General features: G+C 56.9%; 15 protein-coding genes. 4 read left to right on the plus strand and 11 right to left on the minus strand.

Annotated elements, in window-relative coordinates:
* Window positions 1–155 precede the first annotated feature (155 nt).
* The 9 genes from recC to rppH form a co-directional block, all read right to left on the minus strand.
* The gene (recC, locus tag EBC_RS19630; RefSeq protein WP_013203594.1) at window positions 156–3524 is read right to left on the minus strand and encodes an exodeoxyribonuclease V subunit gamma; all 3369 of its coding nucleotides are present in this window, start codon (window positions 3522–3524) and stop codon (window positions 156–158) included.
* 77 nt (window positions 3525–3601) lie between these two features.
* The gene (locus tag EBC_RS19635; RefSeq protein WP_013203595.1) at window positions 3602–3910 is read right to left on the minus strand and encodes a prepilin-type N-terminal cleavage/methylation domain-containing protein; all 309 of its coding nucleotides are present in this window, start codon (window positions 3908–3910) and stop codon (window positions 3602–3604) included.
* Window positions 3888–4331, minus strand: a complete 444-nt coding sequence (locus EBC_RS19640; protein ID WP_041692109.1) for a DUF2509 family protein — start codon at window positions 4329–4331, stop codon at window positions 3888–3890. Before EBC_RS19640 ends, EBC_RS19635 begins: the two co-directional genes overlap by 23 nt.
* A complete protein-coding gene (locus EBC_RS19645; protein ID WP_041692110.1) occupies window positions 4328–4876 on the minus strand; it encodes a prepilin peptidase-dependent protein in 549 nt (182 codons plus the stop codon). Before EBC_RS19645 ends, EBC_RS19640 begins: the two co-directional genes overlap by 4 nt.
* Complete coding sequence (locus tag EBC_RS19650) at window positions 4867–5307, minus strand: prepilin-type N-terminal cleavage/methylation domain-containing protein (RefSeq protein WP_331426426.1); 441 nt, start codon at window positions 5305–5307, stop codon at window positions 4867–4869. The genes EBC_RS19645 and EBC_RS19650 overlap by 10 nt, the downstream gene beginning before the upstream one ends.
* A 286-nt stretch (window positions 5308–5593) precedes the next feature.
* Entirely contained in the window at window positions 5594–6388 is a 795-nt protein-coding gene (gene thyA, locus EBC_RS19655) for a thymidylate synthase (protein ID WP_013203598.1), read from the minus strand.
* Window positions 6385–7266, minus strand: coding sequence for a prolipoprotein diacylglyceryl transferase (gene lgt, locus EBC_RS19660; RefSeq protein WP_013203599.1), 882 nt, complete (start codon window positions 7264–7266; stop codon window positions 6385–6387). Before lgt ends, thyA begins: the two co-directional genes overlap by 4 nt.
* Before the next feature lie 143 nt (window positions 7267–7409).
* Window positions 7410–9656 carry a phosphoenolpyruvate--protein phosphotransferase gene (gene ptsP / locus EBC_RS19665; RefSeq protein WP_013203600.1) on the minus strand — a complete coding sequence of 749 codons (2247 nt, stop codon included), beginning with the start codon at window positions 9654–9656 and terminating at the stop codon, window positions 7410–7412.
* Window positions 9657–9668: 12 nt separating this feature from the next.
* Window positions 9669–10196, minus strand: a complete 528-nt coding sequence (gene rppH / locus EBC_RS19670; protein ID WP_013203601.1) for an RNA pyrophosphohydrolase — start codon at window positions 10194–10196, stop codon at window positions 9669–9671.
* Between the two features lie 687 nt (window positions 10197–10883).
* Here rppH and mutH point away from each other — a divergent pair.
* From mutH to EBC_RS19690, 4 genes are all read left to right on the plus strand, one after another.
* The gene (gene mutH, locus EBC_RS19675) at window positions 10884–11570 is read left to right on the plus strand and encodes a DNA mismatch repair endonuclease MutH (RefSeq protein WP_013203602.1); all 687 of its coding nucleotides are present in this window, start codon (window positions 10884–10886) and stop codon (window positions 11568–11570) included.
* Window positions 11571–11673: 103 nt separating this feature from the next.
* Window positions 11674–12384, plus strand: coding sequence for a TerC family protein (locus tag EBC_RS19680; protein WP_013203603.1), 711 nt, complete (start codon window positions 11674–11676; stop codon window positions 12382–12384).
* A 178-nt stretch (window positions 12385–12562) separates the two neighbouring features.
* Entirely contained in the window at window positions 12563–12778 is a 216-nt protein-coding gene (locus tag EBC_RS19685) for a YgdI/YgdR family lipoprotein (protein WP_013203604.1), read from the plus strand.
* 195 nt (window positions 12779–12973) lie between these two features.
* On the plus strand, window positions 12974–14014 hold the full coding sequence (locus EBC_RS19690; RefSeq protein ID WP_013203605.1) for an NADP(H)-dependent aldo-keto reductase: 1041 nt from the start codon (window positions 12974–12976) through the stop codon (window positions 14012–14014).
* A gap of 74 nt (window positions 14015–14088) precedes the next feature.
* Here the strand turns inward: EBC_RS19690 and lplT are convergent, their stop codons facing one another.
* Together lplT and aas are read right to left on the minus strand one after the other, a co-directional pair.
* A complete protein-coding gene (gene lplT / locus EBC_RS19695) occupies window positions 14089–15300 on the minus strand; it encodes a lysophospholipid transporter LplT (RefSeq protein ID WP_041692111.1) in 1212 nt (403 codons plus the stop codon).
* Complete coding sequence (gene aas / locus EBC_RS19700; protein ID WP_013203607.1) at window positions 15293–17461, minus strand: bifunctional acyl-ACP--phospholipid O-acyltransferase/long-chain-fatty-acid--ACP ligase; 2169 nt, start codon at window positions 17459–17461, stop codon at window positions 15293–15295. Before aas ends, lplT begins: the two co-directional genes overlap by 8 nt.
* Window positions 17462–17491: the final 30 nt, after the last annotated feature.

Genomic DNA, 17491 nt, shown 5'->3' on the forward strand with positions numbered 1-17491 from the left:
ACTCCTCGACGATCTAATCTTCTGGCTTACCGCTCCGGTGCGGGCAGAGCGGTAGCAGACATTTAACCTGGATATTTTCTTTGACGGCTGTGGACGAAAAAGAAACAAGAAAGTAAAAAACGACAAATGGTTATAAAGTAACACTACAGGATGTCTTACTGCATGTCATTCATCTGCAGCAGCGGCAGCAGCCAAATTTCCGCGTTGTGCGAGATCTGCTGCACTATTTCATCATCCAGCGTACGGAACAGACGGGCCAGATAGCGATCGCTGCCCTCACCTTCAATCTGCATATTCCCCTGCCAGGCCTGCAACAGCTTGATACGGGCTTTGGCCTGCGTGCCATCATCCGTCAGCAGCTGTCCGGCCTTTTCGTCATAACAGGCTTCCAGCCAGGCACCGCCGGTTCGCGGTAATAACAGTAGCGGTGAGCACATCCCCTGCTGGTAGCCTTCGACATAACGACCCAGCCATTCTCTGGCCTGTTCAGCAGGCAGTGCGGGAAAGCGCCACTGACTCTCTTTACGGCCAACCATCCGGCTTTCGCCCTGGCCGCCAAGCGTGCAGTAAACCAGGTGTTCCAGCCACAGCGATAGCCCGTCGGTAAAGTTAAGGTGGCCCGGCCGCCAGCGCAGTAAGCCATCATCCTGAACCTGAGGCAGCCAGCCGTTCAGCTGTATCCCGCCGATCGGCAAGGCTATTTCCCAACTGACCGCCCCGGCGCGCTGTTCGCGCACGCGATTTGCCAGCTCGGCCATCTCTTCCTGTTGCTCCAGCCAGAACAGCTCACCATAGGCGCCGTAAGGGAGATTCCCTGAGGCACGCTGCCGGGCGTAAAGCGGCTCGCTCGGCTGTTCATCAATCAGGGTATTAAGCAGTTGGGTGTTAACCTGATAACGACTGAGATTATCGAGGGTGAACGGCTCCGCATCGGGTAAACCGGCCTCTTCGGCGATAAAACTTACCCCCAGCCGCTGGCTGAAAAAGGCCCGCACCGGATGCCGCCAGAAACGCACCAGCTGCTCGAAATTAAGTTCCGCGATCTCCAGCACTGGCAGCGGCTGCATAAAGGCGGGATGCGGCACGCCGCTGGCATTGGCGGCAGGCAACCATTCGGCGGCAAAGCTTTTGAATTCGGCCTGCGGCGAGAAATTTTCCGCGGCAAAAGGCATCCGGCTGTGCAGATGGTGCAGATGTCGTATCACCGCCTCGGCGCTTTTGTCGACGTCGAGCGACTGGTCCTCCGGCAGGCAGAAGCTCTGGCTGATGTACTCGACCAGTTCGCTAACCAACACCGACGGGAAGCGCTCTGAGTTGTCCTGAATGGTGCGCCCGATATAGCTGATATACAGCTGCTGCTGCGCCGAGTTAATCGCTTCCAGGAACAGATAACGGTCGTCATCGCGACGGCTACGGTCGCCCTTTTTCGGCTGCTGGCTCATCAGGTCAAAGCCCAATGGCGGCAGCGTGCGCGGATAAACCCCGTCGTTCATTCCCAGCAGGCAAACCACCTTAAACGGGATGGAGCGCATTGGCATCAGCGTACAGAAGTTGATGGGACCGGCGAGGAAGCGCTGGCTGATCCTTTCCTGATCGAGGCGGGAAGCCAGTTCATCCCGCAGCAGGGAGAGCGGAACAGCCTGTTGATACTGTGCCTGGATGCCGTAATTAATCGCCTGCTGCCACTGCTCTTCAATCAGCGCCAGCGCCGCTTCGGTATCGGCATCGCCGGCAAAGAAATCCTGCAGCAGCGTCCGGCACAGCGGCAGCCACTCTTCCAGTGGTTGCGTGGTATTCAGCAGGGTTCGCCAGTGGCGCAAACGCGTTAGCAGCTCGGCCAGGTTGCCGGCCAGTTCTGCAATCAAGCCGCTGGACTCATCATAAGGCAGCACGCCCTGCCAGTGACCGCTTTCGCTGTTCATCGCATAGCCCAGCAACATTCTGGTCAGGCCAAATTGCCAGGTATGCTGCCCGGTCGGCGGCAGTTCCAGATCGCGGACGGTATCGTCATCCAGCCCCCAGCGGATCCCGGACTCTTCCACCCAGCGGCGCAGGCGCTTCAGTCCTTCTTCATCAATGGCAAAGCGGTTTGCCAGTGCCGGAACGTCCAGCAGCGCCAGCACCTCTTCTGAGGTGAAACGGCTGTCGGGCAAACTCAACAGCGAGATAAAGGCCTGCAAGGCGGGATGAGCCTGACTGGCGCGGCGGTCAGAAATGGCAAACGGCAGATAACGCCCGGCGGGCGCATTACCAAATACCGCCTGAATAAACGGGGTATAAGCATCAATGTCGGCCACCATCACAATCACTTCACGCGGAGACAGCGAAGGATCGTCAGCCATCATTTGCAACAGGCGATCCTGCAGCACCTCCACTTCCCGCTGCGGGCTATGGCAAAGGTGAAGGCTGATCGATCGATCAGCAGGATCCAGCCGCCGTTTCGCCGTGCTGGTTTCCCACTCATTTTGTTGCAGGCCAATCACCGCGTTGTCTTCCAGCTCTAACAGGTCGCGCTGTACCGTTTGCAGCAAGGTAGTGGGCTCAATATCGACAAAGGCGTCTATTTCCTGGCACTCCATCTGGGCCAGCAGAAAGAGGTTATCCCTGCCCAACTTGCCCCAGGAGGCCAGCAATGGATTGCTGAGCTGCTGTTCTCCCGCGTCATTAAACAGCGCGGAGGCATCGGCCTGGCGGAACAGCGGGCTTTCACTCTGCCGCTGAAAATGCTGACGGTGGCGGCTCTGTAGTTTGGCGAGGAAAGCATAATCCTGAATGTCGCCCCAATAATGGCGGCAGGGATTGGTAAACAGCAGATGGATATCAATGTGCCTGCCCAGCGCTTGCAGCGCCTGCAGATAGACCGGTGGCAGGGCAGAAATACCGCAGATAAACACCCTGTCAGGCAGATTGGGCGGCCGCTCATTGCTGCTCTCAAGCTTACGGATAAAGCGTGCATAGAGATTGGCGCGGTGCCATTCGGGTTGGCCCAGTTCGGCGGTGTATTCCACCAGCGCGGCCCATAACGGTGCCTGCCACTGCTGCGCCTCGCCCAGCCCGTCAATGATCTGGCCTTTCTCCCAGCTGTTGAGCCATTCCGGGCGATAGACCAGATACTGGTCAAATAAATCCGCCACGCGGGAAGCCAGCTGGAAGAGTTTGCGCTTGTCCTGGTCTTCGGTCAGATAGTGCTCTAACAGCGTGAATTCGGGGCGTGTCAGCATCGCTGGCAGAATAGCCATCAGCTTCCAACTCATGCTGGCTTTATTAAAGGCACTCTCTTTAGGAATGCCCGGTAAAACGCGAACAAACATGTCCCAGATAAAGGTCGCCGGTAACGGGAAGGCGATGTTGGCCGCAATACCAAACTGCTCAGCCAGCGACATTTGTAGCCACTGCGCCATGCCAGGGCTTTGTACCAGCACCACTTCAGACTGAAAGGGATCGCGCAGGGGCTGGTTTTCAATCTGAAAAGCCGCCAGCGATTTCAGCAAGTCCAGCTGATTTGAGTGGTAAACGGTAAACATGTCTGCTCCTTTTCCGGGATGTTGCTTTGCGCCAACACTGTAACCTGTCAGGGGCAGGTTGCAAATCGCCAGTCCCGTCACTCGGTGATATCGGGGCAACGCAGCAAGGTTAACTGCGCCTGACGTCCGAGCGGGCTGACCACCGACGCAGTTAATAGCGGACAGTTTGCTGGCCCCATCTGCTGCACCACGGCGCTCTGCCAGTTGGGTGGCTGATAGCCCTCGAAACGCTGTAAGGCATAGCGCCAGGCCTCACGTTGTTGTGCCTGCTGCTGGAACCCTTTGGCCAGCGCCAGCTGATACTGCAGTAAGGCCGTTAAGCTGCAGGCAAACAGCAGCAGCGCAACCAGGGTTTCCGGCAGGCTAAAGCCCAGCTGATTTTTCATCGGGATAGCATCCTTCTTCCTCTGCCAGCGGGCAGTAATCAAGCCAGCCGTGGGGCAGCGGTTTGAGGCTCATCGCCCCCGGTCGTGCTACCCACTGATACTGGGCAATAGTGCCTGGCCCGCTGTCGCCCATTAACAGCTCGCGCTGGTCATTAACAGTCAGCAGGCAACTTCGCCAGCCGCTGGCGTTTTCCCGCTGACATTGCCATTCCGGCGAGACCGGCCACCGTTGTCGGGCTCCCCAACTCAACGCCGAGCTGGCCTGCACCCTTTGTTGCAGGAACTGCCGTTCATCATTGACCCGGCTCAGCCCGCCATCCAACTGCTTGCGCGTGGCATTGAGCAAGGCCGCCGATAACGCCAGCAGGATAATCACCATAATCAACGCGCCGCCGCCCTGCTGCTTTGGTAAATCAGTCATAGATTGGCCGGGGTCAACCAACGCTCCACCGTCAGCCGAACGGAGGGAAAGGCTTTGGCGAAGGCGGTGATCGCCAGACGGATCTGGCGATCGACCTGGGTTGCCCGGAACGACTCGATGGTCACGGTGCGGGGGTCGTTTAGCCTTTCCCAACCGCCACCGTCACACCGATCGACGCCCCGCTGCGTTTCCAGACTGCCGTCACGCCAACGGTAGCCATAGAAATCACTGTCGCTGCTTTCCACGCCTTCCCATTTGCCGTTACTGTTTTCATCCCAACGCACCAACAGGCAGTGGCCATCAGCGCCGAGAGTCAGCCCCTGTCCGCGACATTCTCCCCGGCAATATCCAGCCCGGAGCACCGATTTTTCCAGGGTGAACATCATCAACTGCAATTCCTCCTGCAATTGAAAGCGCATCAGGGTTTGCAGATTGTTGCGTTGCAGCACCGGAAGCAGCCTGGCGGCGCTAAGCAACAGCACGCTACTGATGGCCAGCGCAACCAGCATTTCTGCCAGGCTGAATCCCGTCTGCTTCACAGGCAGTTATCCTCACATATCCGCACCCGTCCTCGTGACGACACCACCACATGCCGTTCACCGGCTTCCCCGGCGAGGACAATGCGGCCGGGACGGGCAACATTATTGCGGCCATAAAAGCCCATTTCCTCGGTCAGTGAACGCAAGCCGACCTCCGGCCAGGGTGCGGGAAACAGGCTGCGTGAGGCTTTGCCGCAGGGTTGCAGCGGGCCGCTGCCCACGCACCAGGCTGCCCCAGTGCGTCGCCAAAGTATCCGTGCGGCGTTGTGCTCATTCGCCTCGCTGCGCAACCGCAACAGGAAATGCTGGAGCTGGCGCGCGCTGTCATTCAGCCGTTGCAATTGCTGCCAGCTTTGCCAGCTGCTCATGGCACCGAGCGTCAGGATACTGGCAATCACCATGACGATTAACAGCTCGGCTAAGGTAAATCCGCTCATCGTTTTCATCGCTGTATTGTGCTTTTTACCCCACATCAATCCAGCGGCAATCCGGCAAAGCACGCGGCGTTTTCCAACAAGAATTTGGCGTTGCAGCATAAGGACAAAGTATTTGCGGGGGCTCTCGTAAAATGATTTGCTGGACGGCGAAGCGAATACAACAGGGATTGCCTGGCTCCAACGGCTATCCTCTGCTCGAAGACCGTTTTGCCTGTTTTCCTGTGGCTTAAACCTGAGGAGAGAATAAAAGGAAGGACAGGAGCGGAGGGTTCCGCTCCTGCTTAACTCAGATAGCGACCGGCGCCTTGATAGGCGGATGCGGGTCGTAGCCTTCAATCTCGAAATCTTCAAAACGGTAATCAAACAGCGAAGCAGGCTTGCGCTTAATCACCAGTTTTGGCAACGGACGAGGTTCACGCGTCAGCTGCAGATGGGTCTGCTCGAGGTGGTTGCTGTAAAGGTGCGTGTCGCCGCCGGTCCAGACAAAATCCCCGACCTCCAGGTCACACTGCTGCGCAACCATATGCACCAGCAACGCATAGCTGGCGATATTGAACGGCAGGCCAAGGAAGATATCGCAGGAGCGTTGATACAGCTGGCAGGAGAGCTTGCCATTCGCCACATAGAACTGGAAGAACGCATGGCAAGGTGCCAGCGCCATCTTATCCAGCTCGCCGACGTTCCAGGCTGACACGATGATGCGGCGGGAATCCGGGTCGCTTTTTAACTGTTGCAACACGTTGGTCAGCTGATCGATCTCACGACCGTCGGCTGCGCCCCAGCTACGCCACTGTTTGCCATACACCGGGCCCAGGTCGCCGTTTTCATCGGCCCATTCGTCCCAGATGGTGACTTTGTTCTCTTGCAGATAAGCGGTGTTGGTATCCCCATTGAGGAACCACAGCAGCTCATGCACGATTGAACGCAAATGACATTTCTTGGTGGTGACCAGCGGGAAACCATCCTGCAGATTGAAGCGCATCTGATGGCCAAAAATCGACAGCGTGCCGGTTCCGGTACGGTCATCCTTCGGCGTGCCCTCTTCCAGCACTTTTCGCATTAAATCCAGATACTGTTTCATTTTGCCCCACGTACTTGCTGCGCGCCCTGACGGCGGTAGGCCCAGACCATCATGATCACGCCGGCCAGAATCATCGGAATAGACAGGATCTGCCCCATGCTGATGGCGTTATCGAACAGGCCCAGCTGCGCATCCGGCTGGCGGAAGAACTCAACGATGATCCGGAACGCGCCGTAACCGATCAGGAACAGGCCGGAGACCGCGCCCATCGGACGGTTTTTACGGATAAAGACGTTAAGAATGATAAACAGCACCACGCCTTCCAGCAGCAGCTCGTAAACCTGCGAAGGGTGACGCGGCAGCACGCCGTAGGTCGCCAGCAGTGACTGCCATTCCGGGTGAGTGGCTGCCAGCGCAACGTCTTCGCTGCGCGAGCCTGGGAACAGCATTGCCCACGGCAAGTCCGGTGCCACACGGCCCCACAGCTCACCGTTGATAAAGTTGCCTAAGCGCCCGGCACCCAGACCAAACGGGATCAGAGGCGCAATAAAATCAGCCACCTGGAAGAAGTTACGTTTGGTGCGACGCGCGAACCACAGCATCACGCAGATCACGCCGATCAGGCCGCCGTGGAATGACATGCCGCCATCCCAGACTTTGAACAGGTACAGCGGATTGTCGAGGAACAACGGCATGTTGTAGAACAACACGTAGCCGATACGCCCACCGAGGAACACGCCGAGGAAGCCTGCATACAGCAGGTTTTCAACTTCTTCTTTTTTCCAGCCACTGCCAGGCTTGTTGGCGCGACGCACGGCCAGCCACATGGCAAATACAAAGCCAACAAGGTACATCAAACCGTACCAGTGCAGGGAAATTGGCCCGATGGAGAATATTATCGGGTCAAATTGAGGGAAAGCCAGATAGCCGTTATTCATCTTTCACCATTGTTAAAGTCTGTCCTGACCTGCAGGCGACGGAATAAGTAAACCAGTGCGCGCGGGGCGCTGCATTAAGGCGCGCATAATAGCACAGCCCGAATTGTTGCGATCTCGCGGAACTGTAAACTTTGTTAAGAGATTCAGCGCCCGCCGCGGATCAGCCCGCCAAGGCCACGTCGCTCCATAAAGGCGGCAACCAGGTGGCGGACGTCGCTGGCCAGCATCGCGTCAAGCGCGCGGTTGGCCAGCGCGTGGGCTTCTTCGTAATCAATGTGTTGCAGCAGGTATTTTACCCTCGCCACGTTACGGCCGTTCATGCTCAGGTGGTGATAACCCAGGCCAATCAGCACCGCCACGCAGATCGGATCACCCGCCATCTCGCCGCACAGGCAGAGCTCAACGCCCGCCTTTTCGGCTTCCAGCGCAATGGTTTTCAAACCGCGCAGCACCGCCGGATGCAGGCTGTCGTACAGATTGGCGACCCGCGTATTGTTGCGGTCGACCGCCAGTAAGTACTGGGTAAGATCGTTGGTGCCGACCGACACAAAATCGACGCGGCCGGTCAGATGCCCGATCATAAAGATCATCGATGGCACTTCGATCATTACCCCGATGCGCGGTTTCGGGATGGTGTAACCCAGCATCTCTTCGACTTCGCGCCCGGCACGATCGATCAGCCGTTTGGCTTCATCAATTTCATCGATGCTGGTGATCATCGGCAGCAGAATGCTGAGGTTATCGCTGGCGACGTTGGCGCGCAGCATGGCGCGAACCTGCACGAGGAAAATTTCCGGCTGATCCAGCGTCAGGCGAATGCCGCGCCAGCCGAGGCACGGGTTTTCCTCACTGATCGGCATATACGGCAGCTGTTTATCTGCGCCGATATCCAGGGTGCGCAGCGTCACCGGCTTGTCGAGGAACAGCTGCAGCATGCCCTGATACTGCGCGACCTGCTCCTCTTCTGAAGGGAAGCCGTTTTGCAGCATAAAAGGAATTTCAGTGCGGTACAGACCGACACCATCCACCCAGCTTCCCAGCGCTTTTTCATGTTCAGCGCTCAGACCGGCATTCAGCATCACCTTCACCGGCTGACCGCTTTTCAGCGTGGCGGGCTGTTCAACGACATTTTCGGCCAGCTTGCTGAGTTCATTTTCTTCGCTGATCAGCTTCTGGTATTCCTGTACCAGTACCGGTTCAGGATCCACCAGCAGCTCACCGCGATAGCCGTCAACGATCAGCAGCCTGCCATTCATCAACTCGGGCTGAATATCCGCGCCCATCACCGTTGGAATGCCCATCGCGCGCACCATAATGGCGGCGTGTGAGTTGGCGGCACCGTCCCTGACCACCACACCCGCTAAACGGTCGTGCGGCAGCTCGGCCAGCGTGGTGGCGGTGAGTTCATCGGCCACCAGCACAAACTTTTCTGGCCAGGTACTGGTGCTCTGCACGCTGTCATCGAGGTGGAACAGTAGGCGCTGTCCCAGCACCCGCAGATCGCCCGAACGCTCACGCAGATAGCTGTCCTGCAGGCTGGCAAACTGTGCAGCAAACTTCTCAATGACTTTTTTAACGGCCCACTCAGCCACTGAACCGGCGTCAATCTCCGCATAGAGATCTTTCTTCAGCCGGTTGTCGCTGAGTAAGTGGGAATAGAGGTCGAAGATTGCCGCGCTTTCTTTGTGCACGCTGGCGGTAAAGCGTTTGCTGTAGCGACGGAATTCGCTGGAGGCTTCATCCATCGCCAGAGAGAGGCGCTCACGTTCGCGGTGCGTATCCAGCGTGGACGCGGCAAACACCAGGTCCAGCGAAGGCTGCGTGGTGTCCACCCACCCTTCCGCCACCGCCACGCCTGGGGATGCGGCCAGCGCACGAATGCGGGTCTGGCGGTACTGACCAAACAGGGCGTTGAGCTGTGACTGCGACAGAATGGTCGCCATCTGCGTGGCCAGCGTGACGAGGAAAGACTCTTCGCTCTCGTCAAACTGACGGTGTTCGCGCTGCTGAACCACCAAAACGCCTAACAGCTGGCGTCGGCTGATGATCGGCACGCCGAGGAACGAGCGGAAACGCTCTTCTTTTACGGAAGGAACATATTTGAAGCTGGGATGACTTTGCGCGTCAGCCAGGTTGATTGGCTCAGCCAGCCGGCCCACCAGCCCGACGATCCCTTCGTCAAAGGCCAGTGCGACGGTACGACCACGCGGCTTTTTTAAGCCACGGGTCGCCATCAGGTAATAGCAGCGGCGGTCGTGATCGGCCAGATACACCGAACAGACTTCGGTATCCATTGCCAGGCAGATCTCATTGACCAGGATATCAAGCGCCTCGGTTAACCGGGGCGCACCTGCCACTTTTTCAACTATTTCGCGCAGCTGTGTGAGCATAATCTACGTGGCTTAACCTCTCTTCCGTCGATAAGCGGGCATATTTCGCTGTACGGTCGTCTCCTGCAGTGGCATGACCACGCTGGCGAACTCTTTCATCACGCGGCGATAAACGTCGCGTTTAAACGAGACCACCTGACGAACCGGATACCAGAAACTGACCCAACGCCAGCCGTCAAATTCCGGCGTGCTGCTGGTCTGCATATTGATATCTGCGTCATTGCACATTAACTGCAAAAGAAACCATTTTTGTTTCTGGCCGATACAAACCGGCTTTGTGTCCCAACGCACCAAACGTTTTGGCAACTTGTAGCGTAACCAGTTTCGGGTAGAGGCAAGGATGCGCACATCTTTGCGGTGCAAACCGACTTCCTCGAACAGTTCCCGGTACATCGCCTGCTCCGCAGTTTCACCCGCATTGATCCCACCCTGGGGAAACTGCCAGGAGTGCTGGCCAAAACGTCTGGCCCACAACACTTGTCCCTGCCTGTTACAAATTACGATACCAACATTCGGGCGGTAGCCATCATCATCGATCACTGGACTACCTCAAACTAAAACTCGGATGTTCTGATTGTTTCATACTCCTTACAGGTGGTAAACCACTGCTTTACGCCCTCAGCACGTGGCTGACGCGGGATAACTCACAGTTTTGCACCAAGTTATAAACAGAGACCGGCCAGAAAGCGCGATCTTATTCACGTTTTCTGTGGATAGCTTTGTGCAGAACTCCCTTAACGGTTGGGGAAAACTTTTTGACGCCCAATCGGCTCCCGATTTTACCGGCTGATTAACTGATTCTAAAACCTCGGAATTATCCTGATTTCCACCGAAAAATGCCTCACGTCATCCTGCTGTCACAGAGGGATATTCAGTGACTGGTGAAAGATCGAACACCCGCGTTTTTATCCACAGGATATGCCGCTCACTTAAGCATAAATCGTGCAAAAAGTGGCAAAACAGCCACAGTCAAGGCTGTAAATCGAAACAGTGTTCGCGTAAAAGACGAGTTATCCCATTTTTCTGTGGATAACAGGGGGGGTGATCCTGTTCATTGTCGGTGACAAGTCGGGCATAACCTTTTGCCCTTCCCTTTTTTACCGGGGATGGCGGGGTAAAAAATCATGATTTATCATGCTATTATTCCTGTTTTGCACAATCCGCTTTGCCTTAATTTTCCCTGTGCAAAAGAGTGGTGATTTTTTGAACGGCAACAGAGAGTTATCCATGAGTTCTGAATTTATTCCGCTAACGCCGCCAGAAAACGAAACCGTGCTGCTGGATCGTGCCCAACAGCTGGCAGGCTTTACGCTGGGTGAACTGGCGGCAAGAGCCGGTCTGAAGATCCCGCAGGATCTGCGTCGGGATAAAGGCTGGGTCGGAATGTTACTGGAACGCTACCTGGGAGCCAGTGCCGGCAGCAAGCCCGAGCAGGATTTTGCCGAGATTGGTGTGGAGTTGAAAACCATCCCGATAGACGCGCTGGGTCGCCCACTGGAAACCACCTTCGTCTGCGTCGCGCCACTGACCGGCAACAGCGGCGTCACCTGGCAGACCAGCCATGTGCGGCACAAACTGGCCAGAGTTTTATGGGTTCCCGTTGAGGGTGACCGGGCGATCCCGCTGGCTGAGCGTCGGGTGGGTGCGCCGCTGTTGTGGAGTGCCAGTGAGGAAGAGGAAGCGCTGTTGCAGCGCGACTGGGAAGAGCTGATGGATATGATTGTGTTAGGGCAGGTCGAAAAGATCACCGCCCGCCACGGTGAAGTGCTGCAAATCCGCCCCAAAGCCGCCAACAGCAAAGCGCTGACCGAAGGGATTGGCACTAACGGCCAGCCGATTATGACCTTACCGCGCGGTTTTTATCTGAAGAAAAGCTTCACCGGTCCCCTGCTGGCCCGCCATTTTTTATTGTAATCCGACGGGCTGACCGCCCCAGATAAAAGGAAAGCAGGATAGCGGCGCGACCACGGGTTGCGTATACTCCTCGTTTACTTTTCGTTTAGGAAGCAAAGTTAGCATGTTTGATTGGATTGCAGATCCCAATGCCTGGCTGGCCCTGGGCACGCTGACGATTCTGGAGATCGTCCTCGGTATCGATAATATTATTTTCCTCTCCCTGGTAGTCGCCAAACTCCCTAAACATCAACAGAATACCGCTCGCCGTGTAGGTTTAGCCGGTGCGATGTTAATGCGTCTGGGTCTGTTAGCGTCCATTGCCTGGGTGATCCGCCTGACCACGCCGCTGTTTACCCTGATGGATCACAGCTTCTCCGCCCGCGATTTGATCCTGCTGTTCGGTGGCCTGTTCCTGCTGTGGAAATCCAGCGCGGAGATCCACGAAACCATTGAAGGCGGCGATGCCGAGCATAAAACCAATGTGCACTCGTTTGTCGGTGCCATCGTGCAGATTATGCTGCTGGATATTATTTTCAGCCTCGACTCGGTGATCACCGCCGTCGGCCTGTCGGATCATCTGATTATTATGATGGCCGCCGTGGTGATTGCGGTGGGTGTGATGATGTTCGCTGCTAAAACCATTGGCGACTTCGTTGACCGTCATCCTTCGGTGAAAATGTTGGCGCTGGCTTTCCTTATTTTAGTCGGCTTTACGCTGATACTGGAAAGCTTCAATGTGCATGTTCCTAAAGGCTATATCTATTTCGCCATGTTCTTCTCAATGGCCGTGGAATGCCTGAACCTGATGCGCTCTAAAAAGAACCTCGCCTGATCCTTTACTGGCCGGTCACGCCGGCCAGTACCTCGCTCTGTAGTATCATCTTACGATTAATGTCAATGGCCCGACGTGCTCGCAGCACATTTTCGGACATCTACTACTGCGTCTGTTGCCAAAATGCGTTATTAATGGACGTACCAGTATTCAGTAGCGGGCCTTAAGGGAGCGAAGTATGAAGTATATGTTTGGCGCAGCAGCGCTTATGTTGGCCGTGCTGGTCAGCGGGTGTAGCAGCGATTACGTGATGGCGACTAAGGAAGGCAACATGATCATGACCCAGGGCAAACCTGAGATTGATAAAGAGACCGGCCTGGTGAAATATACCGACCGCTCTGGCCATGAGTTACAAATCAACGGTGATGATGTTTCCTCCATCGTTGAGCGCTAAGTCAAATTAAGCCACCTTTGGCAATCCGTTGGTGGCTCTGCCCGCATTTCCCGATAAATCCCCTCTTCCCCCTGCAGCGAACGGCGGTTATAGTCAAATGCCGGACCTGAGCACGTACCGCGGGGCTATGCACCTCATTGCAGGCCGTTCTTCAGGTTCCAGAACCTTTTAATAATGTAAAAAGGAAGCCGGCACATGCACTATCACCGTATCCCCCACAGCACCCTGGAAGTCAGTAGCCTGGGGTTGGGAACCATGACGTTTGGTGAGCAGAACAGCGAAGCCGACGCCCATGCGCAGTTAGATTTAGCTCTCCGTTCCGGTATTAACCTTATTGATACCGCAGAAATGTATCCGGTGCCTCCGCGTCCGGAAACCCAGGGTTTAACCGAAAAATACATTGGCAGCTGGCTTCAGGCCCGCGGCAATCGTGACAAAATCATCCTTGCGTCCAAAGTGGCCGGCCCGGTGCGTGGCGCCGATGCGTCAATTCGCCCGAATCAGGCGCTGGATCGCAAAAACATTCGTGAAGCGCTGGATGCCAGCCTGAAGCGTCTGAAGACTGATTATCTGGATTTGTATCAGCTGCACTGGCCACAGCGTCAGACCAACTATTTCGGCAAGCTGAGCTACGAATACAACGACACCACGGCCACCGTCACCCTGCTGGAAACGCTGGAAGCGCTGAACGAACAGGTGCGTGCCGGTAAGATCCGCTATATCGGCGTCTCCAACGAAACCCCTTATGGCGTGATGCGTTACCTGCAGCTGGCGGAAAAACACGAGCTGCCGCGCATTGTCAGCATCCAAAACCCGTACAGCCTGCTGAACCGCAGCTTTGAAGTCGGTTTGTCGGAAATCAGCCACCTTGAAGGCGTTGAGCTGCTGGCCTATTCGAGCCTGGCGTTTGGGACCTTAAGTGGTAAATACCTGAACGGTGCCAAACCGGAAGGTGCGCGTAATACGCTGTTCAGCCGCTTCACCCGTTACAGCGGTGAGCAGGCTCAGCTGGCTATCGCCGAGTACGTGGCGCTGGCGAAAAAACACGGTCTGGATCCGTCGCAGATGGCGCTGGCCTTTGTCCGTCAGCAGCCGTTTGTTGCCAGTACCCTGTTGGGTGCCACCACGCTTGAGCAGCTGCAGATTAATATCGACAGCTACAATCTGACGCTGACCGAAGACGTGTTGCAGGAACTGGAAGCGATTCATCGTCGTTATACTTTCCCTTCACCATAAAAAAACCGAGGCGGGATCGCTCCCGCCTCGGTTATTCACGCCTTATAAGCCGCGACGACACTGCCTTCCTTTAGCTATACGCTGCGCTTGTGACGTTTCTGCGCCAGCTGCCATCCCCACAGCACGGCAATCGCCAGCGCAAACAGCGCCCCAAATCCCACCCCTGTCGCCACCGGCGGCGCGCCAAGTTTGATCGCCAGCGAGTAAAGCCCCAGCATCAGCAGCATTGCGCTGTTCTCACCGAGGTTCTGCACGGCGATTGCATTGCCTGCGCCAACGCTCTCTCTACCGCGCATTTGCAGCAGCGCGTTCAGCGGCACCACAAAGAATCCGCCCAACATACCCAGCACGATCAGCAGGCCGTAAGCGCCGGTGGTGGTGTGTTGCAGCGAGAAAAAGACCACCGCCACACCAATCAGCACGCCAGCAGGCATACAGCGGCCGACGTTTTTCAGCGTCACCAGTTTCGCTGCGGCACCCGCGCCAAAGACGATACCGATGGCGACCATGGCATTCAGCAAGGTCGGGGTTTTGTTATCGGTAATCCCCAGCGCCACCGGCACCCACAGCACCAGCAGGAAGCGCAGCGTGACGCCTGCGCCCCAGAACAGGCTGGTGCCGACCAGCGAGAAGCGGGTTTCGCCATCACGCCACAAAATGCGGCAGGCGCTGAAGAAGCTGGCCGACATTTTTGCCGGATGCCACGACTGGCCAGGTCTGGCCGCCGTCAGCGTCGGGATCAGGGTATTGGCGGCAACCGCCAGACCATAGGCCGCGACGCAGGCCACCAGTGCGCCGGTCAGGTTCCAGTCAGCCAGCACGCCACCGGCAATCGATCCCAGCAGAATGGCGGCAATGGTCGACGACTCCATCAGGCCGTTGGCTTTCACCAGCGTATCGCCACCGGAGATCTCACCGAGAATGCCGTATTTGGCCGGTGAATAGGCCGCCGCGCCGACGCCGACCAGGCTGTAGCCGAGAAACGGATTAAAACCGAAGCAGATGGTCAGCGCGCCCAGCAGCTTGAGGCCGTTAGAGAACATCATCACCCGACCTTTGGCGAAGCTGTCCGCCATCTGGCCGACAAACGGCGCCAGAATGATGTAGGTGGCAACAAACACCATCTGCAACACCGGCTGGCTCCAGTCGGGATAGACCTGCTGCTTCAGCACCGCGAGGGTAGCAAACAGCAGCGCATTATCACCAAACGCGGAGAGGAACTGGGCGGCAATCACCGCCATCATCCCTTTCGACATCAGCCCCTGAGGGTTGGCGGGGTTAGTCATTGGCGTTCTCCGCGTTCTCTGGATTTTCGGCCATGCTGCGCAGGGTGACGAAATCAGGTTTACCGCTGCCCAGTAACGGCAGCTGCTTGAGGAAGCGGATGTCTCGCGGCACCGCCAGCTCCGGGCTGCCCAACTCACGCGCGGCTTTCTGCAGCCCATCGCGGCTCAGTTCGCTGTCGGTGGTGAACAGCACCAGGGCTTCGCCACGGTTGCCGTCCGGCTTCATTGAGGCGGCATGCTGCTTCTCTGGCGAGGCTTTCAGCGCCAGTTGCTCAACCGTTTCCAGCGAGACCATTTCACCGGCGATTTTGGCAAAGCGCTTCACGCGGCCCTGGATCTGGCAGAAGCCGTGATCGTCAAAGCTGACGATATCACCGGTGTCGTACCAGCCGGCTTCCATCTGCCCTTCACCGTTATCGGCCTGTGGGGCTTCCAGCACGCCAGGATTTTCCACCCGCAGATAGCCTTTCATAATGTTCGGGCCGCGCAGCTGCAGCAAACCGCCCTGCTCAATGCCCGGCACCGAAATCAGACGTGAATCCATGCCCGGCAGAATGCGGCCAACGGTATGGTTTTTCGCCGCCATCGGCACGTTAATCGCCACGACCGGCGCGCACTCGGTCACGCCATAGCCTTCCAGAATACGGATACCAAATTTGTCCATCCAGGTCTGGCGCGTGCCTTCCTGTAATTTTTCCGCACCCGCGACAACATAACGCAGCCGGCCAAAATCGTACGGGTTGGCGAAGCGCGCATAGTTGCCGAGGAAGGTGGAGGTGCCGAACAGCACGGTGCAGTTACGGTCATAGACCAGTTCCGGCACGATGCGATAATGCAGCGGGCTGGGATAGAGGAACACCTGCGCGCCGGTCATCAGCGGGGTAAAGAGTCCCACCGTCAGGCCAAAAGCATGGAACAGCGGCAGCGCGGACATAAAGCGGTCGCGCGGCGTGAAGTCCGCCACGGTTCTGATCTGCTCAACGTTGGCCAGCAGGCTTTTATGGGAGTGCACCACGCCTTTCGGGTTGCCTTCCGATCCGGAGGTAAACAGCACCATCGCGGCATCTTCCGGCTGCTGCTTCACTTCGGCCTGACGCGGCATCAGCAGATGGCGCAGGATCCAAAGCTTGTCCTGAGTGGTGACGGTGTCTTTCAGATCTTCGAGGAAGATCCATTTCACCTGGGTAATCTCTTCCGGCAGATGCCACAGCTTGCCTTTGTCGAGGAACTGGCGGGAGGTGAAGACCGTTTTCACTTCCGCAGCATTTAGCGCGCTGCTGACGCCCTTTACTCCAGCGGTGTAGTTCAGCATCGCCGGGATACGTCCGCGCATCGACGCACCGAGGATCGCCGCCGCGGTAACCGTCGCATTAGGCAACAGCAGACCGATATATTCACCGGGCGCGGTATAACGCTCCAGAATACGGCCGACGCCGAGGGATTTTTTCAGCAGGCCGGTGTAGCTGTCAGGCGTGAAATTGACGTCTTCGATTGCCGGTTTGAAGTAGCCATACCGGGTACGCGCAGACAGAAAGGCCTGATACAGGGTTTCGCGTGGACGCACCGCCATACGGGCTTCCATCATGATGTGATGCAGATGCTCGCCCGCCAGCTTGCGGCGATCGCGCGCTTTTGGCGCGTCCGGCATCGGGATAATGGTGGACGGCAATACGGTCAGGCTGATGCGCGGGAAAAGACGGCGCTTAAACACGCCGGCCAGGCGACCAAAAGGGGTATATTCCGCCCCTTCAATACGCAGCGGCACCACGGTAGCCTGGGATTTTGCGGCCACGAAGCCGGCACCGTCGTAGATTTTCATCAGCGAGCCGGTCACGGTGATACGGCCTTCCGGGAAGATCACCACCGGACGGCCCTGGCCTATCATTTTCACCAGATGCTTGATCGACATCGGCTTAGTCGGATCCATCGGCACGAAATCGACCACTTTGCTGGCCAGGCGCATCGTCCAGTGCTGACTGACCGACGAGTAAACGGCAAACACCGGTTTTACCGGCAGAAAAACGGCCAGCAACACGCCGTCGAGAAACGACATGTGGTTGGGCACAATCAGCACTTTTTCTTTATATAATCCAGACAGATCGCCCTGCAGGCGGGTGCCGAAGCACAGGCGAAACAGCAGGCGGAAAGTTTTAAATAGCATGCCAACTCCTTAGCATAAAAAAGTTGGCTC

Source organism: Erwinia billingiae Eb661 (genome assembly GCF_000196615.1).
GTDB classification, from domain to species: Bacteria; Pseudomonadota; Gammaproteobacteria; order Enterobacterales; family Enterobacteriaceae; genus Erwinia; species Erwinia billingiae.